Raw genomic sequence first — 27,000 nt, 5'->3', positions numbered from 1 at the left:
GGTTGAGGGATCATGTGCTGGTGAACCTCAGCGTCTCCTCGTACGACGATCTGTCCGCGCGCATCGCCGCCGTCCGCGACGCTCACGGCGAGCGCTTCCCCGGCGGCGCGGAAGGCCGCCAGCCGGTGCACACGGTGTACGTTCCGGCCGACCGGTTCTCCCGCTCGACGCCCGCCGACTTCGGCGCCGAGGCGCTGCGGCTGCTGAACACCCACACGCCGGGCGCCGGGTCGTTCGGCGCCGCGTTCGGGCTGGACCCGGAGCTCGCCGGCCCGGTCCGCGAGCGGGTCGCGGCGAAGCTGTCGGGCGAGCCGGTCGAGGACGTGCGGATCGACTTCGAGGACGGCTACGGGGTGCGCGACGACACGGAGGAGGACGCGCACGTCGCCCAGGTCGTCGAGGCGGTCGCCGCCGCGTACCAGGTGAAGGGCCTCCCCCACTACTGGGGGGTGCGGGTCAAGTCGTTCGCCGACGGCGGCCACGAGCGCGCGATGCGGACGCTGGACGGGTTCCTGACCGCGCTGCGCGACCGGCTCGGCAGGCTGCCCGGCGGGTTCACCATCACGTTTCCGAAGGTGATGTCGACCGACCACATCAGGTTGTTCGTGGAGTTCCTGGACCGGCTGGAGACGGCGCTCGGGCTGCCGCAGGGCATCCTGCGGTTCGAGATCCAGGTGGAGACGCCGCAGGTGCTGTTCGACGACGAGGAGAACCGGGTCGGGCTGCAGGCGCTCGTCGCCGAGGCCCAGGGCCGGATCACCGCCGCCCACTTCGGCGTGTTCGACTACACCGCGGCGCTGGGGCTGCCGCCGCACGAGCAGCGGCTCGACCATCCCGCGTGCGACTTCGCCCGGCACATCATGCAGGTGTCGCTCGCGGGCACCGGGGTGCGGCTGTCGGACGGCTCCACCAACGTCATCCCCCGCAACGACGGTCCCGACGAGGTCAACGGGGCGTGGGCGGTGCACGCCGCGCACGTCCGGCACTCCCTGCAGCACGGCTTCTACCAGGGCTGGGACCTGCATCCCGCGCACCTGCCCAGCCGGTACGCGGCCGTGTACGCGTTCCACCTGACGGGCGTCGACGACGTGATCGGCCGGGTCCGGGCCTGGCACGAGCAGGCGGCGGGGAACGCGAGCGGCGTGCTGGACGAGCCCGCCACCATCAAGGCGCTCACCGCCCGCCTCCGCCGCGCCGTCGACTGCGGCGCCCTGGACGAGAGCGTCCTGCCAGCGTCCTAACCCCGCCGGGGACCGGTCCTCCAGAGCGGGCCGACCGCGTTCATGACGCTGCCGAGCTGCTCCTCCTCGTAGGCGAAGTGGGCGTCCAGCTCGGCCGTCATCCGGTCGAGTTCGGCGCGGACGTGCGCGGGGTCGCGGGCGCCGGGATCGTCCAGCATGGCCTGGAGCGCCGCCCTGGTCTCGGTGACCTTGACGTGCTCGCGGCGGAGCCGGCCGATCACCGGGGCGAGGCCCGGGAACTGGGCTTCCAGGCGCGGGAACGCGCGCCCCTCCTCGTTGTCGTGGTGCTCGCCGAGGACGCCGCAGACCGACACGCAGTGCTCCCGCAGCCGGGCCGCCAGGTCCGTGGCGCCGCCGGAACCGTCGTAGAAGGCGTGGACGTCCTTGCGGAGTTCCGCCAGCCGCGCCCGCAGATCGTCGTGGATCTTCACCAGCTCGTCGCCGATGGCCCAGGCACGCCCGTCCAGGGAGCCGCGGTGAACGGCCACGACCGGGATGACGCGGCTGGTCTTGCGCTGGTACTCGGCGTACGCGGGGACGAGTTCGCCGCGCCGCGCGTACAGCTTGTCGCGTTCGCCGCCCTTGACGGGGATCGCGACGCCGTCGAAGGTCTCGGTGCCGACCTCGACGGTCACGCGGGGGTCGGCTCGGACGTTGTGGTACCAAGCCGGGTTCGCCGGGAGGCCGGCGTTGGTGGCGAACACGAGCAGGCGCTCCCCGTCCGCCATGTAGCCGAGCGGTGTGGTGTGCGGATCGCCGGTCCTGGCACCCGTGCTGGTCAGCAGCAGGAGGTCCGCGCCTTCGAACCGGCCGCCGACCTTGCCGGCGTTCGCCCGGAACTCCTCGATGATCTGCCGGTTCCACTCGCTCATGGCAGGGCTCTCCTATCCTGGACGCGATCGAATATTTTGCTTTGGAAGCAAAGTCTTTTGCAGTGCAAAGCTATTTTGGATGTGCAGGCAATGTCAACCGATGAGAGCGCGGGCCCGGACGTCGACGACGGCATCCGGACGATGCTGCTGCTGATGCCCCGGCTCGTCTCGGCGGCCAAGCGGATCAGGGTGCCCGCCGAGCTGTCGTCCTTCGACCTCGCGCCGCGGCACCTGTCGCTGCTCGCCTACCTGCTGTTCGACGGGCCGATGACGGTGAACGCGCTGGCCCGCCGGCTGGAGGTCGCGCCCGCGACGGTGAGCCTCATGGTGGGCGACCTCAGCCGCCAGGGCATCCTGGAGCGCCGCGAGGACCCCGCCGACCGGCGCCGCACCATCGTCAGCGTCGCGGACGAGCACCTCCCCGCGATCAACGGGTGGCTCGGTCAGGGCGCGGGCGCCTGGCGCACCGCCCTGGAGCCGCTCACACCGGAGCAGCGCAAGATGTTCATCGGCACGCTGCTCGCCTACGAGCGCGCCGTCACCGACGCTCGCGGCGGTTGAAGGCGGCCATGTCCTCGGGGGTGTCGATGTCGTCGGGGGCGGCGACGTCGTCGCAGGGCACGGGCGTGACCAGCTCCGGGTGGGCGCGCAGGTAACCGCGCGCCCCCTGGTCGCCGACCGCCGCCTCGGCGACGCCCGCGAAATGCTCCGCGCTCAGCAGCACGGGATTGCGCGGCGCTCCCCCGTAGGTCGCGACGGCGATCCCGGCGCCCGCCTCGTACGCGGCGACGAGCCGTCCGACGGCGGCCGGCGTCACGAGGGGCTGGTCGACGAGCGCGACCACCACGGCCGGGCAGGCGGGCGGCAGGGCGGCGAGGCCGGCGCGCAGGGAGGAGCCCATGCCGTCCCGCCAGTCCGGGTTCGGGACGACGACGGCACCGATGACCTCGATCTGCGCGGCCCCCGCCACCACCACGACCGGGGAGCAGCCCCCGTCCCGCAGCATCCGCACGCCCCGGTCGACGAGGCGCTCGCCGTCCAGCTCCAGCGTCGCCTTCGGGCGCCCGAGGCGGCTGCCCTCCCCCGCCGCGAGCAGCAGGCCCGCCGGGGTGTCCGCTCCGTGCAACGTCATCCAGCGAGGGTAGTCCGCTCAGGTCGCGTCGGCGTGGATCCGGCCGCTGGTGTCGGTGAGCGGGCGCCCGGACCCGCCCCAGCGGAGCTGCACGAGCTCCGCCGCGATCGACACCGCCGTCTCCTCCGGCGTGCGGGCACCGAGGTCGAGGCCGATCGGCGAGCGCAGCCGTCCCAGCTCGGCCTCGGACAGGCCCGCCTCCCGCAGCCGCGCCAGACGGTCGTCATGGGTGCGGCGCGAGCCCATCGCGCCGACGTAGCCGGCGTCCGTGCGCAGCGCCACCTCCAGCAGCGGCACGTCGAACTTGGGGTCGTGGGTCAGGACGCAGATCGCCGTCCGCTCGTCGATCACGGCGCGCGTCTCGTCCAGGAACTTGTGCGGCCACTTCACCACGACCTCGTCCGCGTCGGGGAACCGCTTGGGCGTCGCGAACACGGGCCGCGCGTCGCACACCGTCACGTGGTAGCCGAGGAACTTGCCGATCCGCGCGACGGCCGCCGCGAAGTCGATCGCGCCGAACACCAGCAGGCGCGGCGGCGGGGCGAACGAGTGCACGAAGACGGTCAGGTCGTCCAGCCGCCGCTCGCCCTCGGGGCCGTAGTGGCGCTGACCGGTGAGGCCCTGGGCGAGCATGCCGCGCGCGTCGTCGTCCACCGCCGCGTCGAGCCGGGCGGCGTGCGGGGCCCCGGGCGCGAGGGACCCGGACGCGCGGTCGCTCCAGACGACGCGGCGGGCGCCGATCCTCCCGGGCCCGGCGACGATGGTGGCGACCGCGACGGGCTCGTGCGCCTCGATCGCCGCGGCGACCTCCGCGAACTCGGGGAACGTGCCGGGCCCGACCGGCTCGACCAGCACGTCCAGGATGCCGCCGCAGGTCAGGCCGACGGCGAACGCGTCGTCGTCGCTCACCCCGTACCGCTGGACGACGGGCTCCCCGCTCTCCAGCACCGACTGCGCCAGCTCGTAGACGGCGCCCTCGACGCAGCCGCCGGACACGCTGCCCGCCACCTCCCCGCCGGGCGACACCGCCATCGCCGCGCCCGGCGGCCGCGGCGCGCTGCGGAAGGTGTTCACGACGGTCGCCAGACCGAACGTCTCACCGGAGGCGTACCAGCCGGCGATGTCCCCGAGAACGTCACGCATGCGCCCTCCCCTTGTTCCCTGCCAACCTGTTCCCGGCCAACCTGTTCCCGGCCACCAGCCGCGCGAGCTCCTCCATGGCCCCGAGGCTGTGCCCGGACGTGAAGTCGTCCACGTGCGGCAGCGCCGCCGCCATCCCGGCGGTCAGCGGCTCGTACCCGGGACGCGCCTTGTGCGGGTTCGCCCACACGACCCGGTGCGCGAGCCGGTGCAGCCGCGCCATCTGCTCGCCGAGCAGCCCGGCGTCGCCGCGCTCCCAGCCGTCCGACGCGATCACCACGACCGCGCCGCGGGCCAGCCCGCGCTGCCCGAACCGGTCGAGGAACTCCTTCAGCTCCTCGCCGAGCCGCGTGCCGCCGCTCCAGTCCGGGATGCTCTCGGACGCCGCAGCCATCGCCGCGTCCGGATCGCGGTGCCGCAGTTCGCGGGTGAGGCGGGTGAGGCGCGTCCCGGCGCTGAAGACCTCGACGTCCCGCCCGCCGGACCGGGCCGCGGCGTGCGCGAACCGGAGCAGCGCGTCCGCGTACGGGCTCATCGACCCGCTGACGTCCACGATGAGGACCACCCGGCGCGGCCGGGTGCGGTGCGCGCGGTGCCGCAGCAACGACGTCTCACCGCCCCGCCGCAGCGTCTCCCGGACCGTCCGCGCGGGATCGAGGCGCCCGCCCGACGCGGGCGCGAACCGCCGGGACCGGCGCCGCTCGGCACCCGCGTCCAGCACCGCGATGAGCCGCGCGACCTCGGCGCGCTCGGCGGCGCTCAGCCGTGCCACGTCCCGGTCGCGGAGCACCTCGATCTCGCTGGCCGCGGCCGCCTTCATCTCCCCGGCCTCCCCGTCGCCGCCCTGCGCGCCCTGGTCGGGCACCGCCATCCGGCGGACGACCACGGGCGGCGTCCGCCGCCCCGGCCGGACCGTCGCGCCGGAGAAGTACGCGGCGAAGCACCGGTCGTACCGGTCGAGGTCGTCGGGGTCGGCGCACAGCGTCAGCCGTCCCGCCCAGTACACCTCGTTCGGGTCGAGGACGTCGAGATGGTCGAGCGCCGCCAGCATCGCCTGGACGCGCTCGGGATCGGCCGCCCCGCCCGCCGCGCGCACCGTCCTGGCGAAGCCGACCATCGTCTCGGTGACGTCCCGCTCCACGGCTCATCCCCCGTTGAGCAGGGCCTCTAGCCCGCCGCCGAGCACGCGCTGCTGGTCCTCGCGGTACTTGAGCACGGCGCCCAGCGTCACCGCCGCCGTCCCCGGGTCCAGCTCGCGGACGCCGAGGGCGACGAGCGCCTCCGTCCAGTCGAGCGTCTCCGCCACGCCGGGCGGCTTCAGCAGGTCGGTCGCGCGCATCCGCTGCGCGGCGCGGGCGACCTGGCCGGCGAGCCGTTCGGCGGCGTCCGGCAACCGCCGCCTGATGATCGCGACCTCGCGGTCGAACGACGGATGCTCCAGCCAGTGGTACAGGCAGCGCCGCTTCAGCGCGTCGTGCACCTCCCGCGTGCGGTTGGACGTGACCACGACCACCGGGGGCCGCTCCGCGCGGATCGTCCCGAGCTCCGGCACCGTGATGGTGAAGTCGCTGAGCACCTCCAGCAGGAACGCCTCGAACTCGTCGTCGGCGCGGTCCAGCTCGTCCACCAGGAGCACGCTCGGCGACGTCTCCAGCGCCTGGAGCAGCGGCCGGGCCAGCAGGAACCGCCGGTCGTAGAGCTCGCCCTCCAGGCGCGACACGTCGCTGACGCCCGCCGCCTCCGCGGCCCGCAGATGCAGGAGCTGGCGCGGGAAGTCCCAGTCGTACAGCGCCTGGGAGGCGTCCAGGCCCTCGTAGCACTGCAACCGGATCAGCGGCGCGCCGAGCCCGCGCGCGAGCGTCTTGGCCAGCTCGGTCTTCCCGACGCCGGCCTCGCCCTCCAGGAACAGCGGCCGCCCCATCCGCAGCGCGAGGAAGCACGCCGTCGCGAGACCCTCGTCGCACAGGTAGGCATGCCGGTCGAGCAGGCCCGCGAGCTCCGCGGGCGATCCGACCCGGTCCACGGTCATCGACGCCGCCTCCCCCACGGCTCACAGGCTACTCAGCCCGGGACGGAACGCGCACGCCTCCTCCCCATACCTTTTTCCTGGTAAAAAGGTATGGAAAGTTGACTTTTGATCGCCTGCTGCGCAGCATCGGTGGCATGCGACCCGGTGAGCAGGACGAAGCCGACCTGACCGACGAAGCGACCTACGAGAGCGTCCGCTCCCCGTCCCGGCGGGGGCTGCTGCGGATGTCGGCGGGCGCGGGGCTGACCGCCGGGCTCGGCGCCGGGCTGACCGCCGCCTTCGGCCCGGATCCGGCGTCGGCCGCGACCGGAATCGTGAAGCCGCTGCCGCCGGAGTTGTTCATCGAGCACGGCACCAACGCCGAGATGCGCTGGGAGGCCATGCGCGGCCAGGGATACCTCACCCCTGCCGACCGGTTCTTCGTCCGCAACCACGTGGCCACGCCGCTCATCGACGCGCGCACATGGCGGCTCAGGCTGTGGGGGACGGGTCTGCGCGAATCCCCCGCCGAGGACCGGCCCATCGAGTTCTCGTACGCGGACCTCCGTCGATTCCCCGCGGAGACCATCACGTCGTTCATCGAGTGCACCGGGAACGGACGCGGGTTCTATGCGTCCCAGCAGGGGCAGGAGGTGTCAGGTACTCCGTGGAGGCTGGGCGCGGTGGGCGTGGCCCAATGGCGCGGGGTCCGCCTGTCGGCCGTCCTGAGGCGCGCAGGTATAACCCGTCAGGCCGTGGACATCCTGCCGCGCGGGCTGGACGCTGACTACGTGGACAAGGGCGAGAATCTCGGCCGCGTGCGGCGTCCCCTTCCCGTGGCGAAGGCCATGAAGGACGTCCTGCTCGCCTACGAGATGAACGGCGCACCCCTGCCGCCCGACCACGGCCACCCCGTCCGCCTGGTCGTGCCGTCGTGGGTGGGCATCGCGTCCATCAAGTGGCTCGGCGACATCCAGGTGGCGGACGAGCCGCTGTTCTCGCCGTGGAACACCCGCTACTACCGCCTGTTCGGGCCTTCCTATCCGGAGGAGGGGACCGCGCCGCTGACCCGGATGAACGTCAAGTCCGCGTTCGAGCTGCCCTGGGACACCGCACTGCCGGCACGCCCGCAGCTCCTGCACGGCCGGTCCTGGTCGGGCAACGGGCGGATCCGGCACACCGAGGTCAGCGTGGACGGCGGCCGGACGTGGCACCGCGCGCGCCCGCTCGACCATCACCCGAACCCGCGCGGGTGGGTCCGCTGGGAGTTCCCGTGGCGTCCGGAGCGCCGCGGACGGTACGAGCTCCTGGCGCGGGCCACCGACGAGACCGGCGCGTCCCAGCCCCCGACCGTCCCCTACAACACGCTCGGCTATCTCTTCGGCGCCGTCGTACGGCACCCGGTCACGATCGTCTGAGAGGACCCCCATGGCACTGTGGAAGCCAGACCCGACCTTCTACGCCTCCCCGCGCGACGCCGCCTCCGCGCCACCCGAGAAGCTCGCGGACTCTACTGCTACCGTTGGCCTCCGCCGACGCCCTGACCGGGCGTGGCCGCCTTCCCTCACGGGTCGGGTTTCCTGCTTCGATGCGAGCTGCCTCGGGGTCTCGCCCTTTGGTCTTGCGCCCGCTCCACAGGCTGTCACCGCCAGCCCGGCGGCCAGAATGTTCTTGGCGGCGTTGATGTCCCGGTCGTGCCGGGCGCCGCAGTCTGGGCACACCCATTGACGCGTGCCCAAATCAAGGTGCGCAAGCAGATGCCCGCATGCGCCACACGTTTTAGAGGACGGATACCAGCGGTCGATAACGACCACTCGGCGCCCAAACCGAGCGGCCTTGTTCTCCAGCATCGACCGGAACTCCGCCCACCCACTGCAGGAGATCACCCGCGCCAAACGAGAGTTGCGGACCATGCCGGACACGTTCAAGTCCTCGATGACGATCACGTCGTAGCGACGAACAAGCTCCGTGGTGGTCTTGTGCAAGAAATCGTGGCGGGCGTCGCGCACACGAGCATGCCGTCGCGCGAGCTTCCGCCTGGCCTTCTGGCGGTTCCGCGAGCCCTTGATCTTGCGGGCCATCATCCGCTGGTAACGCCTGAGTCGCCGCTCATGGCGCTGCATGTGCCTGGGATGGGCAATGCGGTCGTCATCGCTGGTGACCGCGAAATCCTTCAAGCCCAGGTCCACACCCACCATCTCGCCGGTGGGCACAGCGGGGGCAGAATCCTCCTCGTCCACCACGAGGGTGATGAACCAGCGGCCGTCCGGCTCACGCGACACGATCACCATGGTCGGCCTCAGGACAGCCAGGTCCACGTCTGGCCACGACCACACCACCTTCAGCGGCCCTGCGGTCTTGGCCAGCCACAACCGGCCATCTCGCATCCGGAACGCCGAGCGCGTGTAATGCGCGGATTGGCGTCCGGAACGCGATTTATAGCGCGGGTAACGGGCACGTCCGGCGAAGAAGTTGGTGAACGCGGCGTGCTGATGCCGCAGCGTTTGCTGCAGCGGCACGGAAGACACCTCGTTCAAGAACAGCAACTCGGGGGTCTTCTTCCAGACGGTCAACGCCGCATCGGTCTGCTTATACGACGTCTGCCTGCCTTCGGCGCGATATCTGGAATGTCGCTCGGCGAGGGTTTTGTTCCACACAAGCCGCACACAACCAAACGTGCGGTTCAGCATCACCGCCTGCTCTGCGTCCGGATAAGCCCGGCATTTGAAGGCCGTCCTCACGACAATGAAACTACAGCGATCCCGCGTCCGCGTAGGGAGAACGCCGAGGATGGTGCGCGTCCCCCCGTCCACCCGGATTTTCGGACCCTCCAGGTTGAAGGTGCTGAATGAACGACGGATCGCTCGCCGCCCTTGTGGCGCTCGGCGCGTTCCACGGCCTCAACCCCGCCATGGGCTGGCTGTTCGCGGTGGCCCGCGGCCTCCAGGAGCGCAGCCGCGCCCTCGTGCTGCAGTCCCTCCCGGCCATCGCCGCGGGCCACGCCGCGTCCGTCGGGGCCGTCGCCGTGCTCATCGCGCTCACCAGCTCCGTCGTCACGAGCCAGGCGGTCGCGATCGGCGGGGGCGTCGTGCTCGCCGGGTTCGGGCTCTGGCGGCTGCTGTCGCGGCGCCACTTCCGCTGGGTCGGCATGCGGATCTCGCTGTGGCAGCTCGCCGGCTGGTCGTTCCTGATGTCGTCGATGCACGGGGCGGGCCTCATGCTCCTGCCCATCCTCACCTCGTCCGGGACGGCCCCGGCGCGCCACGACCACGGCCTGGCGTCGTCCTCCGGAAGCGCCCTGTCGACCGGGATCTTCGTCACCGCCGTGCACACCCTCTCGATGTTCGCCGTGGCGGGCGTGATCGCGGTGCTCGTGTACGAGATCGTCGGCCTTGCGGTCCTCCGGCGCACCTGGTTCGACCTCGACCGCGTCTGGGCCGTCGCCCTCATCGGCGCCGGGACGGTCACCGTCTTCACCGCGCTGTGAGGTGCGGGCGCGGTGCTACGCCCCGGCCGGGTCGCGATCGGCGCCGGCCGGGGCACGCCCCAGGACCGGATCCAGGACGTCCGCCGGCAGCCGGTGCGCCCAGGGCGGGTCCGCGCCGGGCACCCGGACGGTCTCGGCGGCGACCCGGGCCGCGAACCCGAGCGCGGCCCGCACGTCCTCGGCGTCCAGATCGTCCAGCCGGCCGCCGAGCCGCCCGGCGAGGCCGAGGGCGTGCAGCATCCCGGCCATGAACGCGTCGCCCGCCCCGACGGTGTCCACTGCCCTGACGGCGACGGCGGGCACCTCGACCGGCCGCCCGCGCAGCGAGGCGACCGCGCCGCCCGCGCCGAGGGTCAGCACCACGAGCGCCACGCCGTCCGCGTGCCAGGCCTTGGCGACCTCCTCGAACGACCCGCCCGGGACGAGCTCGCGCAGGTCGTCGTCGCTCAGCCGGAGGACGTCGGCCTGCCTCGTCCACCGCGCGAGCCGTTCCCGGTACGTCGCGGACGGGACGATGCCCGGCCGCACGTTCGGGTCGACCGAGATCGTGGCGTGCGGCCGCATCCGCTCCAGCAGGTCCTCGATGAGAGGGCCGCCGGGGTCGGTGACAAGCGCCAGGGACCCGGTGTGCACGGCGCAGGCGCCGTGCGGGATCCGCGCCTCCAGCTCGTCCCCGGTCCATTGCCAGTCGGCCGTGCCCTCGGCGTAGAAGTCGTAGGCCGCCTGCCCGTCCGGACCGACCGCGGTGACGGCGAGCGTGGCGTTCTCCGGCGCCTCGACCGCCCCGGACACGTCCACGCCGGACGCGACCAGGTGACGCCGCAGCATCCGCCCGAACGGCCCGCCGTTCAGCCTGCCGAGGAAGCGCGTCGGCGTGCCGAGGCGGGCGAGGGCGACGGCGGTGTTGGCCGGGCCGCCGCCGGGCCGCACGTCCAGGCGCAGCCCCTCGCCCGCGCCCCCCGCCCCGGGCAGGAAGGCGTCGGCCACCGCCTCGCCGATCACCGCGATGTGGTTCATGGTCGTTCATCATCTCCGATCGGGACGCCGCGCCGCGAAACCGGCTCCGGCGGGCACCCGCAGGACTCCCGGTGCCGGAAGGACGGGTCGAGCCGCACCGTCTCCGGCGTGCGCCGCGGATCGCCGATCCGGTCCAGGAGCATCCGGACGGCGCGGGCGCCGATCTCGTGGATCGGCTGCGCCATGGTGGTCAGCCGCGGCCGGAAGTGCTCGGCCCACTCGAAGTCGTCGAAGGAGACCAGCGCGACGTCCTCCGGCACCCGGACGCCGAGCCGCCCGAACGCCCGCATGGCGCCGATCGTCATGTGGTTGTTCGCGACGACGAACGCCGTCGGCGGGTCCGCCAGCGCCAGCAGCCGGCCCACCGCCGTGTCGGCGTCCTCCGCGTTCGACCAGCCCGACACCGTGAGCCGCTCGTCGAGGTCGAGCCCGGCCCGTGCGAGGCCCGTCCGGTACCCTTCGGCGCGCTCGTCGCTGGTGCGCAGGCCGGTCCGCCCGGAGATCATCGCGATCCGCCCGTGCCCGAGTCCCGCGAGATGCGCGGTGAGCAGGGCCGTCGGCTCGACGTTGGCGACGCCGACCTGGTCGAAGCGATCCGAGGCGCAGCGGTCCACCAGCACCGCGGGGACGCCGAGCTCGGCCAGGTAGCCGAGCGGGCGTCCCCGCGGGCCCCCGCTCGTGGCGAGCAGCACCCCGTCCACCCTGCGCTGGTGCAGGGCCTCCACGACGGCGAGCTCGGCGCCCGGGTCGTCGTGGGTGTCGGCCAGCAGCAGCGTGTACCCGGCCTTCCCGGCCTCCGTCTCGATCGCCGACACGATGTCGGCGAAGTAGAAGTTGGTGATCGCGGAGATCGCCAGCCCGATCGTGTGGGTGCTGCCGCTGACCAGGGACTTGGCGATGGTGTTGTGGGTGTAGCCGGTCGCGTGGATGGCGTCCATCACCACCTGCCGGGTCTCCTCCTTGACGAAGCGCGTCCCGTTGATGACGTGCGACACCGTGGAGACCGAGACCCCGGCCACCCGGGCGACATCGGCCATCGTCGCCATTCGGCCCCCTCCTCGGAAAATCTTCGGCGCAAACGCTTGCGCAAACGCTTTCGCGTTCCGCAAGATAACGCCTACGCATCCCGGATGTAACCCCTTACCGGTAACCGGCGAACGCCGGGACCCCCCGAGGAGGCCCCCATGGCCGTGACGACACCCGCCCTCCGGCGCCGCACCCGCCCGGCGGCGCTGGCCCTGACCGTACTGACCGCGCTCGCCCTCGCCGGCTGCGGCTCGGGCGCCGGCGCCGACTCCGGCTCCGGCGGCAAGGTCAAGATCGGGCTGATCACCAAGACCGAGACCAACCCGTTCTTCGTGAAGATGAAGCAGGGCGCCGAGAAGCAGGCCGCGGCCGACGGCGCCACCCTGATGACCGCCGCCGGCAAGTTCGACGGCGACAACGAGAGCCAGGTGACGGCGATCGAGAACATGATCGCGGCCGGGGTGAAGGGCATCCTGATCACCCCGAACGACACCAAGGCGATCGTCCCGGCGCTGGAGCGGGCGAAGGCCAAGGACATCCTCGTCATCGCCCTCGACACCCCCACCGACCCGCAGTCCGGCACGGACGCGCTCTTCGCCACCGACAACCTCAAGGCGGGGCAGCTGATCGGCGCCTACGCCAAGGCCGCGATGAAGGGCAAGCCCGCCAAGATCGCCACGCTGGACCTGGCGCCGGGCATCACGGTCGGCAAGCTCCGCCACGACGGTTTCCTGCAGGGCTACGGCATCAAGGAGGGCGACCCGTCCGTCGTCTGCTCGCAGGACACCCAGGGCGACCAGGCCAAGGGGCAGACCGCGATGGAGAACTGCCTCCAGAAGGCGCCCGACATCAATCTCGTCTACACCATCAACGAGCCGGCGGCGCTCGGCGCGTACAACGCGCTCAAGGCCAAGGGACGTGACAAGGACACCCTCATCGTCTCCGTCGACGGCGGCTGCACCGGTGTCCGCGCCGTCAAGAGCGGCCAGATCGCCGCGACCTCCCAGCAGTACCCGCTGAAGATGGCGCAGCAGGGCGTCGACGCCGTCGTCCAGTTCGCCAAGAACGGCAAGAAGGCGAGCGGCTACACCGACACCGGCGTCACTCTGATCACCGACAAGGCCGAGACGGGCGTGCAGTCCAAGGGCACCGCCTTCGGCCTCGCCAACTGCTGGGGGTAACAGCGTCCATGACCACGACAACCACCACGGCGGCACCGGCCACCGGGGCGCCACCCGCGTGGCGCGGCCTGCTGTCCGGCTCCACCGTCGGCCCGCTGGCCGCCCTCCTGCTGGCCTCCGCGTTCTTCGCGATCCGCACCGACACCTTCCTCACCGGCGGGAACATCTCGCTGATCATCCAGCAGGTGATGGTCGTCGGCACCCTCGCGATCGGCCAGACGCTGATCATCCTCACCGCGGGCATCGACCTGTCCAACGGCGCGATCATGGCGTTCGGCGGGATCGTGATGACCAAGCTCGCGGTGGACGGGACCGTGCCGCCGCTCGTCGCGATCCTGCTCGGCATCCTCGTCTGCACGGCGTTCGGGCTGGCGAACGGCATGCTCGTCACCCGGATCTCGCTGCCGCCGTTCATCGTCACGCTCGGCATGCTGAACGTGGCCTTCGCGCTGACCCACATCTACTCCAACGAGGAGACGGTCACGGGGCTGCCCTCGTCCCTCACCTTCCTCGGCGAGACGTTCCCGCTCGGCCGCACCGACGTGACCTACGGCTCCGTCCTCGCCATCGCGCTGTTCCTGCTGTTCGCCTACCTGCTCGGCCAGACGGCGTGGGGACGGCACGTCCACGCGACGGGCAACGCGCCCGAGTCGGCTCGGCTCACCGGCATCCCCACCAAGCGGCTCCTGCTCGGCGTGTACGCCCTGGCCGGCACCGTCTACGGGATCGCGGCGCTCCTGCTCGTCGCCCGCACCGCCGTCGGCGACCCGAAGGCCGGCCAGACCGACAACCTCGACAGCATCACCGCGGTCGTGCTCGGCGGCACGAGCCTGTTCGGCGGCCGCGGCTCGGTGATCGGCACGCTCATCGGCGCCCTCATCGTGGGAGTGATCCGCAACGGGCTTCAGCTCATGGGCGTACGGTCGATCTACCAGATCCTCATCACCGGCGTCCTGGTCATCCTCGCCGTGACCGTCGACCAGCTCTCCCGCAGGAGGACCCGATGAGCGAAACCGTCATGTCCGCCCGCGGCCTGGTCAAACGCTACGGGCAGGTGACGGCGCTGGACGGCTGCGACTTCGACCTGCTGCCCGGCGAGGTCCTCGCCGTCATCGGCGACAACGGCGCGGGCAAGTCGTCCCTGATCAAGGCGCTCACCGGGGCCGTCCAGCCGGACGCGGGCGAGATCTCGCTGGACGGCGTCCCCATCCGGTTCCACGGCCCCCTGGACGCCCGCCGGAAGGGCATCGAGACCGTCTACCAGGACCTCGCCGTGGCGCCCGCCCTGGACATCGCCACGAACCTGTTCCTCGGCCGGGAGATCCGCCGCCGCGGCCCCCTCGGCGCGGCGTTCCGGCTGCTCGACAAGCCCCGGATGCGCGCCGAGGCCGCCCGGCACCTGGCCGAGCTGAAGATCGGCATCCAGTCGATCACCCAGCCGCTGGAGTCGCTGTCGGGCGGCCAGCGGCAGGGCGTCGCCGTCGCCCGCGCCGCCGCGTGGGCCCGGCACGTCATCGTCCTGGACGAGCCCACCGCCGCCCTGGGCGTCAAGGAGTCGGGCCAGGTGCTGGAGCTGATCGGCCGCATCCGCGACCGCGGCCTCCCGGTCGTGCTGATCAGCCACAACATGCCGCACGTCTTCGAGATCGCCGACCGGATCCACATCCAGCGGCTCGGCCGCCGGGAGGCGCTGATCAAACCGTCCGACCACTCGATGTCCGAGGTCGTCGCCGTCATGACCGGCGCGCTCCGCCTCGGTGAGAAGGAGGGCGCCGTGGTCGTCGACGAGGCCGCCGCCTCCGCCGCCGGCATCCGCGCCGACGACGGGTGACCCGGGCGCGCCGGAGGCGTCAGACGGGTTCGGGGGTCTCGCCCCGGGCGCGCAGGAGGGTCCGGAGCTCGGCGACCTGGCGGGCGGCGAGGGTCTTCTCGGCGCCGTTGATGCCCATCGCGCCGATGGAGGTGCCGTCGGCCAGGTCGAGGGTGGGCCAGGGCTCGCCGACGCTCATCGAGACGTCGACGACCTCGGGCCATTCGAGGCGGCGGGTGCGGAACGCGTTGACGACCGTGAGGCCGGCCTCGTCGGCGGCGACGCGGCAGCGGGCCAGCATGTGCAGGATCCACGCGATGAACGCGCCGAACGCGATCATCAGGATCCGGTCGAACAGCTTGAACTGCGGCGCCACCACCACGGCGAGCACGACCATGCCGAGCACGATCACGCCCGCCGTGAGGTAGGCGACGAGCCGGGTGGTGCGGGGACGCCACACGGCCGGCAGCGCCGGAGTCTCAGTCAACGATCTTCGCGATGGGGATTTCGAGGATGTCGTGCGCGCCGGCCGCCTTCAGCGCCGGGATCAGCGTGTTGACGCCGCGCTTGGCGACCACCGACTCCACGGCGTTCGACTCGCCGCCGGCCAGCGAGGTGACCGTGGGCGACGCCATGGCGGGCATGATGTCCAGGACGTTCCGCAGGTCGGCCTGCGCGACGTTGAGCTTCAGCAGCACCTTGCCGCGCGCGCGGATCACGCCCTGCAGAAGAAGGGCGATGTCCTCCATCGCGGCCCGCTTCTCCGCGTCCTCGTAGGCCTCGCGGTTCGCGACCAGCTCGGTGTAGCTGGTCAGGAGCGTGTCGAGGATGCGCAGGCCGTTCTTGCGCAGCGACGAGCCGGTCTCGGTGAGGTCGACGATCGCGTCCACGATGTCGGGCACCTTCGCCTCGGTCGCGCCGTAGGACGGGACGACCGTGGCCTTCACGCCGTGCTTGTCGAGGAACCGCTTGGTCATCGCCGGGAACTCGGTGGAGATCCGGACGCCCTCCGGCAGGTCGGACACCGTCCGCCAGGGCGCGCCGTCCGGCACCGCCATGATCACCCGGACGGGGTTGGACGTCGCCTTGGAGTACTTCAGCTCGCCGAGGCCGACCACGTCGGAGTCGGTCTCCGTGATCCAGTCACGGCCGGTGATGCCGAGGTCGAAGAGCCCCTGTTCGAGGTAGGTCGGGATCTCCTGCGGGCGCAGGACGCGGACCCGGTCGATGCGGGGGTCGTCGATGGAGGCGCGGTAGTCGCGGTCCGACGCCCGCTGGACGGTGAGGTCCGCGGCGTCGAACAGCTGCATGGTCGCCTTCTCCAGCGACCCCTTGGGCAGGACGAGTGACAGCACGGAATTGCCTTTCGGATGGGTGACGTACGGATACCGGGTGCTTCGGGAGCCCAGATGCTCCCTGCCTAGGAGCCCAGATGCTCCATGCCGTGCCCGGCGTGACCGTGATGCCGCAGACCTCGCAGGGTCAGTGCCGTGTCGAGTGCGGCCACAGTCGCCTCCCATCCCTTGTCCTCGGAGCTGCCAGGCAGCCCGCTGCGTTCCAGCGCCTGCTCAATGGTGTCACACGTGAGGACGCCGTTGCCCACCGGAGTCGACTCGTCGAGCGCGACACGGGTCACACCGGCGGTCACGGAGTCGCACACGTAGTCGAAATGGGCGGTCGCGCCCCGGATGACCGCGCCGAGGCAGACGACCGCGTCGAGGTCGCGGGCCATCTGCTGGGCGACCACGGGCAGTTCCAGCGCGCCGGCGACGCGGACCACGACGGGCTCGTCGATGCCGCACGCCTTCGCCGCGGCGAGCGCGCGGTCCAGCAGCCGGTCCGTGACCGGCTCGTGCCAGCGGGTGCAGACGACGCCGAGCGTGAGCCCGGCGGCGTCGACGGTGATGTCCTCGGGGCGCCCCGCGCCGCTCATGAGATCCCCTCGATCTGGTGTCCGAGACGGTCGCGCTTGACCGTCAGATAGCGCCGGTTGTGCTCGGTGACGATGACGGGCATGGACTCGCGTCCCCGCACCTCCACGCCGAACCCGTCCAGGCCCTTCAGCTTGTCCGGGTTGTTGGTGAGCACCCGCACCGAGCGTACGCCCAGCTCACGCAGCATGTGCGCGGCGTTGGAGTACTCGCGCGCGTCGGCGGGCAGCCCGAGCTCCAGGTTGGCGTCGACGGTGTCGGACCCGTTGTCCTGGAGCGCGTACGCCTGGAGCTTGGCGAGCAGGCCGATACCGCGGCCCTCGTGTCCGCGCAGGTACAGGACGATGCCGCGGCCCTCTTCGGCGATGCTCTCCATGGCGGCGTCCAGCTGGGTCCCGCAGTCGCAGCGCTCGGAGTGCAGGACGTCACCGGTGAGGCATTCCGAGTGCGCCCGGACCAGGACGTCCTCACCGTCGCCGATGTCCCCGAGCACCAGCGCGATGTGCTCGCCGCCGTCGATGGCACTGGAGAAGCCGACCGCGCGCCACGTCCCGAACCGGTTGGGCAGGCGGGTCTCGACGACACGGGTGACCATCGCCTCGGTGCGCCTGCGGTACTCGGCGAGTTGTTCGATGGAGATGAGCTTGAGCCCGTGCTCCTTGGCGAAGATCTGGAGTTCGGGCAGGCGCGCCATGGTGCCGTCCTCGTTCACCACTTCGGCGAGGACGCCGGCCGGGGCGAGCCCGGCGAGCCGCGCGAGGTCGACGGCGGCCTCGGTGTGGCCGCGCCGCCGCAGGACGCCGCCGTCCCGGTAGCGGAGCGGGAAGATGTGGCCGGGCCGGACCAGGTCGCGCGGCTCGGACGCCGAGTCGCACAGCGTGCGGATCGTCTTGGCCCGGTCGGCGGCGGAGATGCCGGTGTCGACGCCCAGGCGAGCGTCCACGCTGACCGTGTACGCGGTGCGCATCCGCTCGGTGTTCTGCGCCGTCATCAGCGGGATCTGCAGCCGGTCGAGGTCGGCGCCCTCCATCGGGACGCAGATGACGCCGCTCGTGTAGCGGATCGTGAACGTCAGCAGCTCGGGCGTCGCCTTCGACGCCGCGAAGATGATGTCGCCCTCGTTCTCGCGGTCCTCGTCGTCGACGACCACGACGGCGCGTCCGGCCGCGATGTCCTCGACCGCCGACTCGATGGAGTCGAAGATCCCCGTGCCGTCGGTCCCCGTGCCGTCGAACACTGTGTCGTTGCCGCTCATGCGGTCACCGCCTTCTGCTTCGGGGCGCGCACGCCCCTGGATTCCCGGAGCCAGTTCCTGAACCCGGCCATCACCATCACGAAGAAGATCCCGTAGACCGCGCCGGAGACGTACAGCCCGGACTTGAGCGCCAGCGGCACTCCCACCAGGTCGACGAGCACCCAGACGATCCAGAAGTCGACCAGCGCGCGGCTCTGCGCGAACGTCGCGACCGCGCTGCCGACGAAGATGTACGCGTTCGCCCACGGCGACCAGGCGACCTTGAGCCAGTCGAGGTGGACGAACAGTTCGGCGACCACCGCCGTCCCGATGAGGAGGGCGCCGATCAGCACGGCGCGTTCCTTGAGGGTCGCCTGCCGGACGACGAGGCCGCCGCCGTCTCGCCGTCCACGCGTCCACATGGCCCATCCGTAGAACGCGAGACCGCAGAACAGCACCTGCTTGAGGGCGTTCCCCGGGGCGTGCGCGTGCAGCGACGCGGCCAGCAGCAGGAGAGCGCCGACGAGCTGGACGGGCCACGTCCAGAGGGTCTTGCGCATGGCGAGCCAGACGACGGCGAGCGAGAGCACGTTGCCGACGAGGTCGGTCCACAGGATGTGCTCGCCGAAGACCTGGAAGCTCGCGTTCAGCCAGTTCACGACCGGTCACCCAGCATGCGCTCGACGTACTTGGCGACGACGTCGACTTCGAGGTTCACCGGGTCGCCGGGCTTCTTGTGGCCGAGCGTGGTGAGGGCGAGTGTCGTCGGTATGAGGGCCACGCTGAACCGGTCGGTGCCGGCCTCCACGACCGTGAGGCTGATGCCGTCCACGGTGATGGAGCCCTTGTCGACCAGGTAGCGGCTCAGTTCCGGGGGCAGGGACACCGTGACCACGTCCCACCGCTCCCCCGGCTCGCGGGAGACGATCTCACCGACGCCGTCCACGTGCCCCTGGACCAGATGCCCGCCGAGCCGGTCGGAGAGCCGCACGGGCCGTTCCAGGTTGACCTTGGAGCCGGGTTCCAGCGCGCCGAGGCTGGACTTGTCGAGGGTCTCCTTGATGGCGTCGGCGGTGAAGATCCCGTCCTTGACGTCCACCACGGTGAGACAGACGCCGTTGACCGCGATCGACGCGCCGTGGACGGCGTCCTCGGTGACGAGCGGTCCGCGGACCGTGAGTGCGACCGAGTCCCCCTGGGGGTCGATCGCGACGATCTCGCCGAGCTCCTCGACGATGCCGGTGAACATCTCCCGGGCCTCCCTTTTCAAGGCTCCGGGGGACGTACCGACGTCGGCGCACGCCCTTTGGCAAGGGCGTACCGCGCGCTGCCTCCCATCCGGACTTTCACCGTCGGTCCCGGAGTTCCACCGGGTCAACCGGCCGATGGCTTCGGCCGGGTCGCGGACTGTCACCGCCGGTTCGGAATTTCACCGACCCCGGAGCACGCGTTCATGCTTTGCCAACCAGTGTGCCACGCATTCCATTCCGCGCCCTTGTGACCATCGCCACGATCGGGGCCGCCGGACCGAAAGGTAGATACTTAAACGTTCAACGATCTTGGAGCCGGGGTAGATCACGGGACACAAGTGACGCATGACGACATTCCCCCTGGAGGCAGTCATGGACGTCGTCGCCCTCATCGCCCGCATCGCCTTCACGGCGATCTTCGCCGGCGCCGCGGTCGGCCATCTCACCGCCACCGAGGCGATGGCGGGCTACGCGGCCGCGAAGAAGCTCCCCATGGCCAAGCTCGCCGTCCAGGTCTCGGGCGTGTACATCGCCGTAGCCTCCGTCCTGCTCATTCTCGGCATCTGGCCGGACCTCGCCGCCATCGCCCTCGTCCCGTTCCTGCTCATCACGGCCTTCGTCTTCCACGACTTCTGGACGCAGGAGTCACCGGAGATGCGCCAGCAGGAGCAGAACCAGTTCAACAAGGACATCGCCCTGGCCGGCGGCGCGCTCGCCCTCTTCGTCCTCTACGCGTCGGACGGGCACCCAGGCCTCACCCTGGTCGGCCCGCTCTTCACCTGACGACCCCCGCGCCGCCGCGGCCGATGGTGACCGCTGTCCCGCCCGGCCCGGCGGCGCGGCCTCGCACTGCGGGCGGGTCTTGCCGGGAGCCGGGGGCGGGGTGAAACTTGTTTGCGGAAAACCCATGTCGCGGATCCGGGAAGGCTCATGGCCAAGTTGTCCTTGTCGCCCAAGATCTTCGATGTTCTCGACTTCGGTACACCGTCCGCGGAACGCGACATATCCCGGGGGCTTGAGAAGTACTTCGTGGAGTCCCCGGCCTACCAGCGGGTCCGGTCCGGGGCGAAGACGATCCTGATGGGCAACCGCGGGTCCGGGAAGAGCGCGATCTTCCAGGTGCTGGCGAAGCGGGAGCGCGCCGCCGGCAGCCACGTCATCGAGCTGTCGCCCGACGACTACTCCTACGAGCTGCTCAGTTCGACGATGGAGGCGGAGCACGCCGGCTCGTGGGCCAAGCAGGGCGCCTACGCCGCCGCCTGGAAGTACCTGATCTACGTCCTCGTGATGAAGGCGCTGGCGCGCAAGGGGATGCGGCTGACCAAGGGCGGCGGCCGGGAGATCCACAACTACATCCGGGACAACCACGGCGCCCAGCAGCTCGGCACGCTGTCGCTGCTCGTGTCCTATCTGAAGCGGCTGGAGGCCATCAAGATCGGGCCGATCGAGGCCGGGCTGCGGACCCGGGAGCTGGACCGGCTCTACAAGCTGGAGGAGATCCAGAACCTGCTGCCGGCGCTGCGGAAGGTACTGGACAGTCAGCGCGTGGTCGTGCTCGTCGACGAACTGGACCGCGGCTGGGACTCCTCCGAGGACGCCAAGGCGTTCGTGTCCGGGCTCTTCCAGGCGTGCGTCTCCATCAACGGACTGCACCGGAACCTGCGGGTCTACATCTCGCTGCGGCAGGAACTCTACGACGACATCCCCGCCCTCTACGAGGACGCGCAGAAGCACCGGGATCTGCTGGAGAAGATCTACTGGTCCGAGGAGTCGCTCCTCCAACTGATCGCCAAGCGGATCCGCCACTCGGCCCACGAGAAGGGCTTCGACGTCGATGCCCTGGAACGTGCCGGAGACCGGGCGTGCTGGTCGGCGGTCTTCGCCTCGCCGCCTCCGGGCACGGGGCGGGACGGGTCGTTCGGCTACATGGTCGACCGGACGCTGTACCGGCCGAGGGAGCTCATCCAGTTCTGCTCGGAGGCGCTGGAGCAGGCCAGGGGACGCGCCTCGAAGCTGCCCGTGCCGTACTCGGCGATCGAGCGGTCCGAGTACGGCTACTCCTCCGAGCGGACCAAGGACATCGCCGCCGAGTACCGCTCGCAGTACCCGGGCCTCCTCGGCGTCTTCGAGGTGTTCCGCAGCCGGCCGCACACCTTCGGCCGCGAGGAGCTGGAGCTGCTCTGCCTCGAACTGGCGTGCGGCGACATCCCGACCCGCGGGGCCGAGTCATGGCTGCCGTGGTGCGACCCGAACGAGCTCATCGAGATCCTGTGGCGGGCCGGGCTCCTCACCGCCCAGCCCGCCGAGAACGGCCGGTTCCTCGGCAGCCATCAGGTCCAGCACCTCAACCTCGCGGCCGTCCGGCGCTTCCGCGTCCACGAGATGTTCCACGCCTCCCTCGGCATCGACGCGAACGGGGGCTGACGGCTCAGCCGGTGGCGAGGCGCAGCCCGCCGGCCGTGATCGTCACGCGGGTCAGGTCCCGCACGGTGTGGTGGGCCGCTCCCACGGACTCCGGCGGGTGGCTGGTGAGCACGGCCACCACGGTGGCACCGGCCGCACGGCCCGCGGCTATGCCGGCGGGCGCGTCCTCGATGATCACGCAGGAGGCGGGGTCCACGCCGAGTCGCCGGGCCGCCTGGAGGTAGCCGGTCGGGTCCGGTTTGCCGTTGGGGACGTCATCGGCGGTCACGACGACGGACGGCAGGGACACGCCGGCCACGTCCGTGCGCGTCTTCAACTGCGCCCTGTCCATGGACGTGACGAAGGCGTGAGGCAGGCCGTTCATGTTCGCCAGAAGGTCCATGGCGCCGGGAAGGGCGGTGATGCCGTCGGTACCGATGTTCTCCAGGGCGTCCAGGCGTGCGGTGGCGTCGCCGACCTGGTCCGCAGGCAGGAACTCGGCCACACGGTCACCGGTCGGGCGGCCGTGGGCGTCCGCCAGGAACTCGTCCGGGTCGATGCCGTATTCGGCGGCCCACTCGCGCGCCGCGCGCTCGATGAGGGGCGTCGAGTCGACGAGGGTGCCGTCCACGTCGAACAGGACGGCCGCGCAGGGGAGGATCACCAGTCCGCCTTCGCCGTCGCCTCTTCCGCCTGACCGCGGAGCCTGCGGACGGCCTCGGCCGGGTCGTCGGCCCCGTAGACGGCGCTGCCGGCGACGAACACGTCGGCTCCCGCGTCCGCGCAGCGCTCGATCGTCTCGGCGCTGACGCCGCCGTCGACCTGGAGCCAGATGGGCAGGTCGCGGCCCTTGATGAGCTCGCGGGCGCGGCGGACCTTCGGCAGGACGACGTCCAGGAACTTCTGACCGCCGAAGCCGGGCTCGACGGTCATGAGAAGGAGCATGTCGATCTCGCCGAGGAGGTCTTCGAAGCCGTCCACCGGGGTGGCCGGATTGACGCCAAGGCCCGCGCGCGCGCCGGCGGAGCGGATGGCGCGCAAGGTGCGGATGGGGGCCTTCGCGGCCTCGGCGTGAATGGTGACGCTCTTCGCTCCGGCCTCGGCGTACTCCGGGGCCCAGCGGTCTGGATCCTCGATCATCAGGTGGCAGTCGAGCGGCAGCGCGCTGTGCCTCAGCAGGGCCTGGACGACGGGCAGCCCCAGGGTGAGGTTCGGGACGAAATGGTTGTCCATCACGTCGACGTGCACCCAGTCGGCGGAGTCGGCGATGCGCGCGACGTCCTCGGCCAGGCGGGCGAAGTCGGCGGACAGGATGCTGGGTGCGATCTGTGGAGCCATGATGCCCAGAGTCTATTGGCGCAGTTCGGCCCGATCTCCCCCCGGCCGGGTGAGCCCGGGGGTGGGACGGGCGGACAGGCGGAGCCGGACGAAGACCTCGGGTGCGCCGGCCGTGATCCACAGGGCGAGCAACGCCTGGACGACGAACGCCTGGACCACGTTGGTCCCGGCGAAGACGGCGATGACCGCCGCGCCGGCGAGGCCGACCGGGAGGCGCGCCAGGCGTTGCCAGGGCTTTCCGCCGGGCTCGAACCAGCCACGGGCCGCGAGCACGGAGAAGCCCATGAGGGCGCCGCCCAGGGCGCCGGAGGCCTGGGCGGAGTCGGTCAGCGTGATGGGGCCGGTGACGCCTCCGGCCGCTCTGATCGCCTCCGCCCAGGCTCGTGGCCATTGCCAGCCTTGAAGTGGCTGCACCGCTCCCCAGGCCGCCGCCAGCAGGACCAGGGAGACCGCCAGGGAGAGAACCATCTGCACGGCCAGATGCCGGCGCGTCCACCACGGGACGACGATGGGCTCCAGCCCGAGGACGGCTACCAGAAGGACCAGGCCGACCCCCCAACCGGCCAGGACCTGGCCGATCGAGTGGACGCCCAGGTAAACGCGGGAGACCCCGATCAGGACGATGATGGCGGCGGCGCCCGCCCACACTGCCGTGCGCCTCGTCTGGGCGGCGGAGAAGCCCCAGCCCGCGACGCCGTTCTGGGCGTGGCCTGACGGCATCCCGAAGGACGTGAGCGACTGCCTGCCCTTGATGCCGGGGTCCGTCCAGTACGGGCGAGGCGCGTGGAAGACCAGCTTGAGGAGCGAGTTCACGACGGCGCCGAACAGCAGGACGACCGCGGCCCGCGCGGCGAAGCGCGGCGCCACGCACCAGAACAGCGCCAGAAGCAGGGGGACGTAGAAGGCCGCGCTGCCCAGGTACGACACGAAGAGCATGAAGCCGGTCAGCACGGATCCCCCAGGGCTACGTGCGGCGCAGAAGGGCCAGGAACATCGCGTCCGTGCCGTGGCGGTGCGGCCAGAACTGCGCGTACGCGCCGTCCCCCACACCGGTGAGGCCCGGCGCGAGCTCGGTCAGGACCGCCGGCGCGTCGAGCCGTTCGACGTCCTCCCGCTTGCGGAGGACGTCGTCCACCACCACACGGGTCTCGGCCAGGTGGGGCGAGCAGGTGACGTAGGCGACCACGCCTCCGGGCCGGACGGACTCCAGCGCCGTGGTGAGCAGCTCCCTTTGCAGCGGGCCGAGCTCGGCGACCGACTCGGGGCCTCGGCGCCAGCGCGCCTCGGGACGGCGGCGGAGCGCGCCGAGGCCGGTGCAGGGCGCGTCCACCATGACCCGGTCGAAGGAGGCCGGACGCCAGGCCGGGGCGGTGCCGTCGGCGGCGACCACGCCCGCCCGGTCGTCGACCGCGCGCCTGACGAGCCCGGCACGGTGCGGCTGGACGTCGGCTGCGAGAAGCCGTGCGTCCCGCTCGGTAGCAAGGGCCGACAGCAGGCCGGCCTTGCCGCCGGGGCCGGCGCAGAGGTCCGCCCACCGTGCGTCCGGGCCGTCCAGAGGAACCTTGGCCAGAGCCAGGGTGACCATCTGGCTGGCCTCGTCCTGGACGGCGGCGCGCCCATCCGCGATGGCGGCGATACCTGCCGGGTCACCCTCGGCCAGAACTGCGGCGTAGGGCGAGTAAGGGGCGGGCTCCGCGCCCGCGTCGTAAAGCTCTTGGAGCGTGGCCCGGCCAGGACGGGCGACCAAGGTCACGCGTGGACGCGCGTTGTCGGCCGCGAGGAGTTCGCCGATCTCGTCCGGCCCGACGGCGTCCCGCAGGGCGGACACGATCCACTTCGGATGGCTGTGGGCCACCGACAGACGCGTCGTCGTGTCGGCGTCGGCTGGTGCCACGATCTCCAGCCAGGCGTCCATGTCGCGCGTCGCGACCTTGCGGAGCACCGCGTTGGCGAACTTGGCCTGGCCGGGGCCGGAGACCGAACGGGCCAGCTCCACGGTCGTCCCCACGGCGGCGTGGGGCGGGATGCGGGTGGAGAGGATCTGGTGAGCGCCGAGGCGCAGCACGTCCAGGAGCGGCGCGTCGATGCGGCGCAGTTCGCGGTCGCTGCACAGCGCGAGCACCGCGTCGTAGGTCCCCCTGCCGCGCAGGGTCCCGTAGGTGAGCTCGGTGGCGAGGGCGGCGTCGCGTCCGGTCAGGCCCCGGTCGCGCAGACGCGCGGGCAGGAGAAGGTTCGCGTAGGCGTCGCGCGTCTCCACCGCCCGGATCACGTCGAACGCCGTGCGGCGGACGAGGTCCTGAGGACGGCCCGTGTTCCGGGGGCCGCCCGGCCTGCGGTTCTGGGTACGTCGGCGGTTACGGGCAGGCGGCATCAGTGCAGCGCGTCCTTACCGATGAGGTTGACGCCGCGGATCCAGTCGGCGGCGGCCATGCGGCGCTTGCCCTGCGGCTGTACCCCGCCCAGCGCGACGGGGTGCGTGGCGGTACCCACCAGCACCTCGTTCTTTCCTGTGCGGATCTCGCCGGGCGACAGCTTGTCCGCGTCGGGCACCGGGCGCACGGGGCCCAGCTTGACCCGCGTCTCGCGGAAGTTCGTCCACGCGCCGGGTGCCGGTGTGCAAGCACGGATGAGGCGGTCGATGTGCAGAGCGGGACTCCCCCAGTCGACGTGGCCGTCCTCGGGCGCCAGCTTCGCCGCGTGGGACACGCCCTCGGTCGGCTGCGGGCGGGGGTCCAGGACACCCGCCTCGATGCCGTTCATGGTGTCCAGCAGGAGGCTCGCTCCGGCGACGGCCAGCCGGCCCAGCAGGTCGCCTGAGGTGTCGTCCGGCCGGATGGGCTCGGTGAGAACGCCGTAGACGGGGCCGGTGTCCAGGCCCTCCTCGATCTGGAACGTGGCCGCGCCGGTCACGTCGTCGCCGTGCAGGATCGCGCGCTGCACGGGCGCGGCGCCGCGCCAGGCGGGCAGCAAAGAGAAGTGCAGGTTCACCCAGCCGTGCCCGGGGATGTCCAAGGCCTCGCGGGGCAGCAGCGCGCCGTAGGCGACGACGGGGCAGCAGTCGGGGGCGATCTCCCGGAGCCGGTCCAGGAACTCGGGGTCGCGGGCCTTGGCGGGCTTCAGCACCTCGACGCCCGCCTCGGCGGCGAGCGCGCCGACCGGGCTGGGGCTCAGATGCCGTCCACGGCCCGAGCGCCCGTCGGGGCGGGTCACGACCGCCGCGACCTCGTGCGAGGACCCCAGGAGCGCCGTCAGGGCCGGGAGCGCGGTCTCCGGAGTACCGGCGAAGACTAGACGCACCTGCATCGCCCCCCGCCGCCCGCGTTCCCAGGTCGTGCCGCCGGACCGACGAGCCGCATCTAGATCGCCTTCCCGAGGGTGCGGTGCGGCGACTCCTTGACGACGGGGGCCGGGTCGCCGAACCACTCGGCCTCCCGGATCGCCTTCATCGCGGCCTTGCGCTGCTCCGGGTCCATCCGGTCGATGAAGATGATCCCGTCGAGGTGGTCGGTCTCGTGCTGGACGCACCGGGCCAGCAGGTGGGTGCCCTCCAGCGTGATCGGCTCACCGTGCATGTTGAAGCCCTTCGCCACCACCCCGATGGAGCGCGGTGTGGGGAACGCCATGCCGGGCAGGGACAGGCAGCCCTCGTCGTCGGTCTCCTGCTCGTCCGACAGGTCGAGGGTCGGGTTCACCACGTGGCCGAGGCGGTCGTCCACGTAGTAGGTGAACACGCGCAGGCCCACGCCGAGCTGCGGCGCGGCGAGACCCGCGCCAGGGGCGTCGATCATCGTGTCGGTGAGATCCTTGACGAGCTGGCGCAGCTCCTTGTCGAAGTCCTTCACCGGCTCTGCCGGCGTGCGCAGCACGGGGTCGCCGAAGAGGCGGATGGGCTTGACGGCCAACGAGGACTCCGTTTCCTGCGAGATTCGC

The 27,000-nt window shown here is 71.7% G+C and carries 29 protein-coding genes and 1 riboswitch; of the genes, 9 read left to right on the top strand and 20 right to left on the bottom strand.

What is annotated here, in order from left to right; all coding sequences use genetic code 11:
- Positions 1-20 precede the first annotated feature (20 nt).
- The gene (locus ACQPXG_RS16405; RefSeq protein ID WP_433468548.1) at positions 21-1,241 is read left to right on the top strand and encodes a DUF6986 family protein; all 1,221 of its coding nucleotides are present in this window, start codon (positions 21-23) and stop codon (positions 1,239-1,241) included.
- Here ACQPXG_RS16405 and ACQPXG_RS16400 read toward each other — a convergent pair.
- Positions 1,238-2,113 carry a nitroreductase/quinone reductase family protein gene (locus ACQPXG_RS16400; RefSeq protein WP_433468547.1) on the bottom strand — a complete coding sequence of 292 codons (876 nt, stop codon included), beginning with the start codon at positions 2,111-2,113 and terminating at the stop codon, positions 1,238-1,240. The two genes, ACQPXG_RS16405 and ACQPXG_RS16400, sit on opposite strands and share 4 nt — an antisense overlap.
- A gap of 90 nt (positions 2,114-2,203) precedes the next feature.
- Here ACQPXG_RS16400 and ACQPXG_RS16395 point away from each other — a divergent pair, with 90 nt between their 5' ends.
- The gene (locus ACQPXG_RS16395; protein WP_433468546.1) at positions 2,204-2,674 is read left to right on the top strand and encodes a MarR family winged helix-turn-helix transcriptional regulator; all 471 of its coding nucleotides are present in this window, start codon (positions 2,204-2,206) and stop codon (positions 2,672-2,674) included.
- Here ACQPXG_RS16395 and ACQPXG_RS16390 read toward each other — a convergent pair.
- From ACQPXG_RS16390 to ACQPXG_RS16375, 4 genes are read right to left on the bottom strand one after another with little or no spacing between them, the layout of a single operon-like run.
- On the bottom strand, positions 2,652-3,245 hold the full coding sequence (locus ACQPXG_RS16390) for a nucleotidyltransferase family protein (RefSeq protein ID WP_433468545.1): 594 nt from the start codon (positions 3,243-3,245) through the stop codon (positions 2,652-2,654). The genes ACQPXG_RS16395 and ACQPXG_RS16390 overlap by 23 nt on opposite strands.
- An 18-nt stretch (positions 3,246-3,263) precedes the next feature.
- Entirely contained in the window at positions 3,264-4,388 is a 1,125-nt protein-coding gene (locus ACQPXG_RS16385; RefSeq protein WP_433468544.1) for an XdhC family protein, read from the bottom strand.
- On the bottom strand, positions 4,381-5,526 hold the full coding sequence (locus ACQPXG_RS16380; RefSeq protein ID WP_433468543.1) for a vWA domain-containing protein: 1,146 nt from the start codon (positions 5,524-5,526) through the stop codon (positions 4,381-4,383). The genes ACQPXG_RS16385 and ACQPXG_RS16380 overlap by 8 nt, the downstream gene beginning before the upstream one ends.
- A 3-nt stretch (positions 5,527-5,529) precedes the next feature.
- Positions 5,530-6,432 (bottom strand): AAA family ATPase, encoded by a 903-nt coding sequence (locus ACQPXG_RS16375; RefSeq protein ID WP_433468542.1) that lies wholly within the window; start codon positions 6,430-6,432, stop codon positions 5,530-5,532.
- A 116-nt stretch (positions 6,433-6,548) separates the two neighbouring features.
- Between ACQPXG_RS16375 and ACQPXG_RS16370 the strand changes: the two genes are divergently transcribed.
- Positions 6,549-7,811: a sulfite oxidase gene (locus ACQPXG_RS16370; protein WP_433468541.1), complete on the top strand. Its 1,263-nt coding sequence runs from the start codon at positions 6,549-6,551 to the stop codon at positions 7,809-7,811.
- A 39-nt stretch (positions 7,812-7,850) separates the two neighbouring features.
- Here the strand turns inward: ACQPXG_RS16370 and ACQPXG_RS16365 are convergent, their stop codons facing one another.
- On the bottom strand, positions 7,851-9,134 hold the full coding sequence (locus tag ACQPXG_RS16365) for an RNA-guided endonuclease InsQ/TnpB family protein (protein WP_433468540.1): 1,284 nt from the start codon (positions 9,132-9,134) through the stop codon (positions 7,851-7,853).
- 107 nt (positions 9,135-9,241) lie between these two features.
- Between ACQPXG_RS16365 and ACQPXG_RS16360 the strand changes: the two genes are divergently transcribed.
- The gene (locus ACQPXG_RS16360; RefSeq protein WP_433468539.1) at positions 9,242-9,880 is read left to right on the top strand and encodes a hypothetical protein; all 639 of its coding nucleotides are present in this window, start codon (positions 9,242-9,244) and stop codon (positions 9,878-9,880) included.
- Positions 9,881-9,895: 15 nt separating this feature from the next.
- Here the strand turns inward: ACQPXG_RS16360 and ACQPXG_RS16355 are convergent, their stop codons facing one another.
- Positions 9,896-10,897, bottom strand: coding sequence for a carbohydrate kinase family protein (locus ACQPXG_RS16355; protein ID WP_433468538.1), 1,002 nt, complete (start codon positions 10,895-10,897; stop codon positions 9,896-9,898).
- The gene (locus ACQPXG_RS16350) at positions 10,894-11,943 is read right to left on the bottom strand and encodes a LacI family DNA-binding transcriptional regulator (protein ID WP_433468537.1); all 1,050 of its coding nucleotides are present in this window, start codon (positions 11,941-11,943) and stop codon (positions 10,894-10,896) included. Before ACQPXG_RS16350 ends, ACQPXG_RS16355 begins: the two co-directional genes overlap by 4 nt.
- Positions 11,944-12,081: 138 nt before the next feature.
- Between ACQPXG_RS16350 and ACQPXG_RS16345 the strand changes: the two genes are divergently transcribed.
- From ACQPXG_RS16345 to ACQPXG_RS16335, 3 genes are read left to right on the top strand one after another with little or no spacing between them, the layout of a single operon-like run.
- Positions 12,082-13,104, top strand: a complete 1,023-nt coding sequence (locus tag ACQPXG_RS16345) for a sugar ABC transporter substrate-binding protein (protein ID WP_433468536.1) — start codon at positions 12,082-12,084, stop codon at positions 13,102-13,104.
- Positions 13,105-13,112: 8 nt separating this feature from the next.
- Positions 13,113-14,111, top strand: a complete 999-nt coding sequence (locus tag ACQPXG_RS16340) for an ABC transporter permease (RefSeq protein WP_433468535.1) — start codon at positions 13,113-13,115, stop codon at positions 14,109-14,111.
- On the top strand, positions 14,108-14,935 hold the full coding sequence (locus ACQPXG_RS16335) for an ATP-binding cassette domain-containing protein (RefSeq protein ID WP_433468534.1): 828 nt from the start codon (positions 14,108-14,110) through the stop codon (positions 14,933-14,935). The genes ACQPXG_RS16340 and ACQPXG_RS16335 overlap by 4 nt, the downstream gene beginning before the upstream one ends.
- A 19-nt stretch (positions 14,936-14,954) precedes the next feature.
- Here the strand turns inward: ACQPXG_RS16335 and ACQPXG_RS16330 are convergent, their stop codons facing one another.
- The 6 genes from ACQPXG_RS16330 to ACQPXG_RS16305 form a co-directional block, all read right to left on the bottom strand.
- Positions 14,955-15,401, bottom strand: coding sequence for a PH domain-containing protein (locus ACQPXG_RS16330; RefSeq protein WP_433468533.1), 447 nt, complete (start codon positions 15,399-15,401; stop codon positions 14,955-14,957).
- A complete protein-coding gene (gene hisG / locus ACQPXG_RS16325) occupies positions 15,394-16,269 on the bottom strand; it encodes an ATP phosphoribosyltransferase (protein ID WP_433468532.1) in 876 nt (291 codons plus the stop codon). The genes ACQPXG_RS16330 and hisG overlap by 8 nt, the downstream gene beginning before the upstream one ends.
- A gap of 65 nt (positions 16,270-16,334) precedes the next feature.
- On the bottom strand, positions 16,335-16,847 hold the full coding sequence (gene ribH, locus ACQPXG_RS16320) for a 6,7-dimethyl-8-ribityllumazine synthase (protein WP_433468531.1): 513 nt from the start codon (positions 16,845-16,847) through the stop codon (positions 16,335-16,337).
- Positions 16,844-18,100, bottom strand: coding sequence for a bifunctional 3,4-dihydroxy-2-butanone-4-phosphate synthase/GTP cyclohydrolase II (locus tag ACQPXG_RS16315; protein WP_433468530.1), 1,257 nt, complete (start codon positions 18,098-18,100; stop codon positions 16,844-16,846). Before ACQPXG_RS16315 ends, ribH begins: the two co-directional genes overlap by 4 nt.
- Positions 18,097-18,738, bottom strand: coding sequence for a nicotinamide riboside transporter PnuC (pnuC, locus tag ACQPXG_RS16310; RefSeq protein WP_433468529.1), 642 nt, complete (start codon positions 18,736-18,738; stop codon positions 18,097-18,099). Before pnuC ends, ACQPXG_RS16315 begins: the two co-directional genes overlap by 4 nt.
- The gene (locus ACQPXG_RS16305; protein ID WP_433468528.1) at positions 18,735-19,328 is read right to left on the bottom strand and encodes a riboflavin synthase; all 594 of its coding nucleotides are present in this window, start codon (positions 19,326-19,328) and stop codon (positions 18,735-18,737) included. Before ACQPXG_RS16305 ends, pnuC begins: the two co-directional genes overlap by 4 nt.
- 71 nt (positions 19,329-19,399) lie before the next feature.
- A riboswitch (FMN riboswitch) is annotated at positions 19,400-19,530 on the bottom strand.
- Positions 19,531-19,674: 144 nt separating this feature from the next.
- Between ACQPXG_RS16305 and ACQPXG_RS16300 the strand changes: the two genes are divergently transcribed.
- Positions 19,675-20,112 carry a DoxX family protein gene (locus ACQPXG_RS16300; protein ID WP_433468527.1) on the top strand — a complete coding sequence of 146 codons (438 nt, stop codon included), beginning with the start codon at positions 19,675-19,677 and terminating at the stop codon, positions 20,110-20,112.
- Between the two features lie 147 nt (positions 20,113-20,259).
- On the top strand, positions 20,260-21,753 hold the full coding sequence (locus ACQPXG_RS16295; RefSeq protein ID WP_433468526.1) for a P-loop ATPase, Sll1717 family: 1,494 nt from the start codon (positions 20,260-20,262) through the stop codon (positions 21,751-21,753).
- Positions 21,754-21,757: 4 nt separating this feature from the next.
- Here the strand turns inward: ACQPXG_RS16295 and ACQPXG_RS16290 are convergent, their stop codons facing one another.
- Genes ACQPXG_RS16290 through def form a run of 6 tightly spaced genes read right to left on the bottom strand, consistent with a single transcriptional unit; the run spans position 21,758 to position 26,972 of the window.
- The gene (locus ACQPXG_RS16290) at positions 21,758-22,396 is read right to left on the bottom strand and encodes an HAD-IA family hydrolase (RefSeq protein WP_433468525.1); all 639 of its coding nucleotides are present in this window, start codon (positions 22,394-22,396) and stop codon (positions 21,758-21,760) included.
- Complete coding sequence (rpe, locus tag ACQPXG_RS16285) at positions 22,393-23,070, bottom strand: ribulose-phosphate 3-epimerase (RefSeq protein WP_433468524.1); 678 nt, start codon at positions 23,068-23,070, stop codon at positions 22,393-22,395. The genes ACQPXG_RS16290 and rpe overlap by 4 nt, the downstream gene beginning before the upstream one ends.
- A gap of 12 nt (positions 23,071-23,082) precedes the next feature.
- Entirely contained in the window at positions 23,083-24,021 is a 939-nt protein-coding gene (locus ACQPXG_RS16280) for a phosphatase PAP2 family protein (RefSeq protein ID WP_433468523.1), read from the bottom strand.
- A 13-nt stretch (positions 24,022-24,034) separates the two neighbouring features.
- The gene (locus ACQPXG_RS16275; RefSeq protein ID WP_433468522.1) at positions 24,035-25,441 is read right to left on the bottom strand and encodes an RsmB/NOP family class I SAM-dependent RNA methyltransferase; all 1,407 of its coding nucleotides are present in this window, start codon (positions 25,439-25,441) and stop codon (positions 24,035-24,037) included.
- Positions 25,441-26,367 carry a methionyl-tRNA formyltransferase gene (gene fmt, locus ACQPXG_RS16270; RefSeq protein ID WP_433469978.1) on the bottom strand — a complete coding sequence of 309 codons (927 nt, stop codon included), beginning with the start codon at positions 26,365-26,367 and terminating at the stop codon, positions 25,441-25,443. The genes ACQPXG_RS16275 and fmt overlap by 1 nt, the downstream gene beginning before the upstream one ends.
- A 59-nt stretch (positions 26,368-26,426) precedes the next feature.
- Positions 26,427-26,972, bottom strand: coding sequence for a peptide deformylase (def, locus tag ACQPXG_RS16265; RefSeq protein ID WP_433468521.1), 546 nt, complete (start codon positions 26,970-26,972; stop codon positions 26,427-26,429).
- Positions 26,973-27,000: the final 28 nt, after the last annotated feature.

The organism is Spirillospora sp. CA-128828 (assembly GCF_050945415.1).
GTDB lineage: Bacteria > Actinomycetota > Actinomycetes > Streptosporangiales > Streptosporangiaceae > Spirillospora.
This window is presented reverse-complemented; position numbering and strand designations above follow the sequence as displayed.

What these genes read in the sequence shown, in the direction of transcription:
- ACQPXG_RS16345 (WP_433468536.1), top strand. Translation starts at nt 12,082, where the DNA reads ATGGCCGTGACGACACCCGCCCTCCGGCGCCGCACCCGCCCGGCGGCG.
- ACQPXG_RS16355 (WP_433468538.1), bottom strand. Translation starts at nt 10,897, where the DNA reads ATGAACCACATCGCGGTGATCGGCGAGGCGGTGGCCGACGCCTTCCTG.
- ACQPXG_RS16395 (WP_433468546.1), top strand. Translation starts at nt 2,204, where the DNA reads ATGTCAACCGATGAGAGCGCGGGCCCGGACGTCGACGACGGCATCCGG.
- ACQPXG_RS16315 (WP_433468530.1), bottom strand. Translation starts at nt 18,100, where the DNA reads ATGAGCGGCAACGACACAGTGTTCGACGGCACGGGGACCGACGGCACG.
- ribH (WP_433468531.1), bottom strand. Translation starts at nt 16,847, where the DNA reads ATGAGCGGCGCGGGGCGCCCCGAGGACATCACCGTCGACGCCGCCGGG.
- ACQPXG_RS16300 (WP_433468527.1), top strand. Translation starts at nt 19,675, where the DNA reads ATGACGACATTCCCCCTGGAGGCAGTCATGGACGTCGTCGCCCTCATC.
- ACQPXG_RS16350 (WP_433468537.1), bottom strand. Translation starts at nt 11,943, where the DNA reads ATGGCGACGATGGCCGATGTCGCCCGGGTGGCCGGGGTCTCGGTCTCC.
- ACQPXG_RS16305 (WP_433468528.1), bottom strand. Translation starts at nt 19,328, where the DNA reads ATGTTCACCGGCATCGTCGAGGAGCTCGGCGAGATCGTCGCGATCGAC.
- ACQPXG_RS16400 (WP_433468547.1), bottom strand. Translation starts at nt 2,113, where the DNA reads ATGAGCGAGTGGAACCGGCAGATCATCGAGGAGTTCCGGGCGAACGCC.
- ACQPXG_RS16385 (WP_433468544.1), bottom strand. Translation starts at nt 4,388, where the DNA reads ATGCGTGACGTTCTCGGGGACATCGCCGGCTGGTACGCCTCCGGTGAG.
- rpe (WP_433468524.1), bottom strand. Translation starts at nt 23,070, where the DNA reads ATGGCTCCACAGATCGCACCCAGCATCCTGTCCGCCGACTTCGCCCGC.
- ACQPXG_RS16335 (WP_433468534.1), top strand. Translation starts at nt 14,108, where the DNA reads ATGAGCGAAACCGTCATGTCCGCCCGCGGCCTGGTCAAACGCTACGGG.
- ACQPXG_RS16390 (WP_433468545.1), bottom strand. Translation starts at nt 3,245, where the DNA reads ATGACGTTGCACGGAGCGGACACCCCGGCGGGCCTGCTGCTCGCGGCG.
- ACQPXG_RS16360 (WP_433468539.1), top strand. Translation starts at nt 9,242, where the DNA reads ATGAACGACGGATCGCTCGCCGCCCTTGTGGCGCTCGGCGCGTTCCAC.
- ACQPXG_RS16370 (WP_433468541.1), top strand. Translation starts at nt 6,549, where the DNA reads ATGCGACCCGGTGAGCAGGACGAAGCCGACCTGACCGACGAAGCGACC.
- ACQPXG_RS16275 (WP_433468522.1), bottom strand. Translation starts at nt 25,441, where the DNA reads ATGCCGCCTGCCCGTAACCGCCGACGTACCCAGAACCGCAGGCCGGGC.
- ACQPXG_RS16340 (WP_433468535.1), top strand. Translation starts at nt 13,113, where the DNA reads ATGACCACGACAACCACCACGGCGGCACCGGCCACCGGGGCGCCACCC.
- ACQPXG_RS16295 (WP_433468526.1), top strand. Translation starts at nt 20,260, where the DNA reads ATGGCCAAGTTGTCCTTGTCGCCCAAGATCTTCGATGTTCTCGACTTC.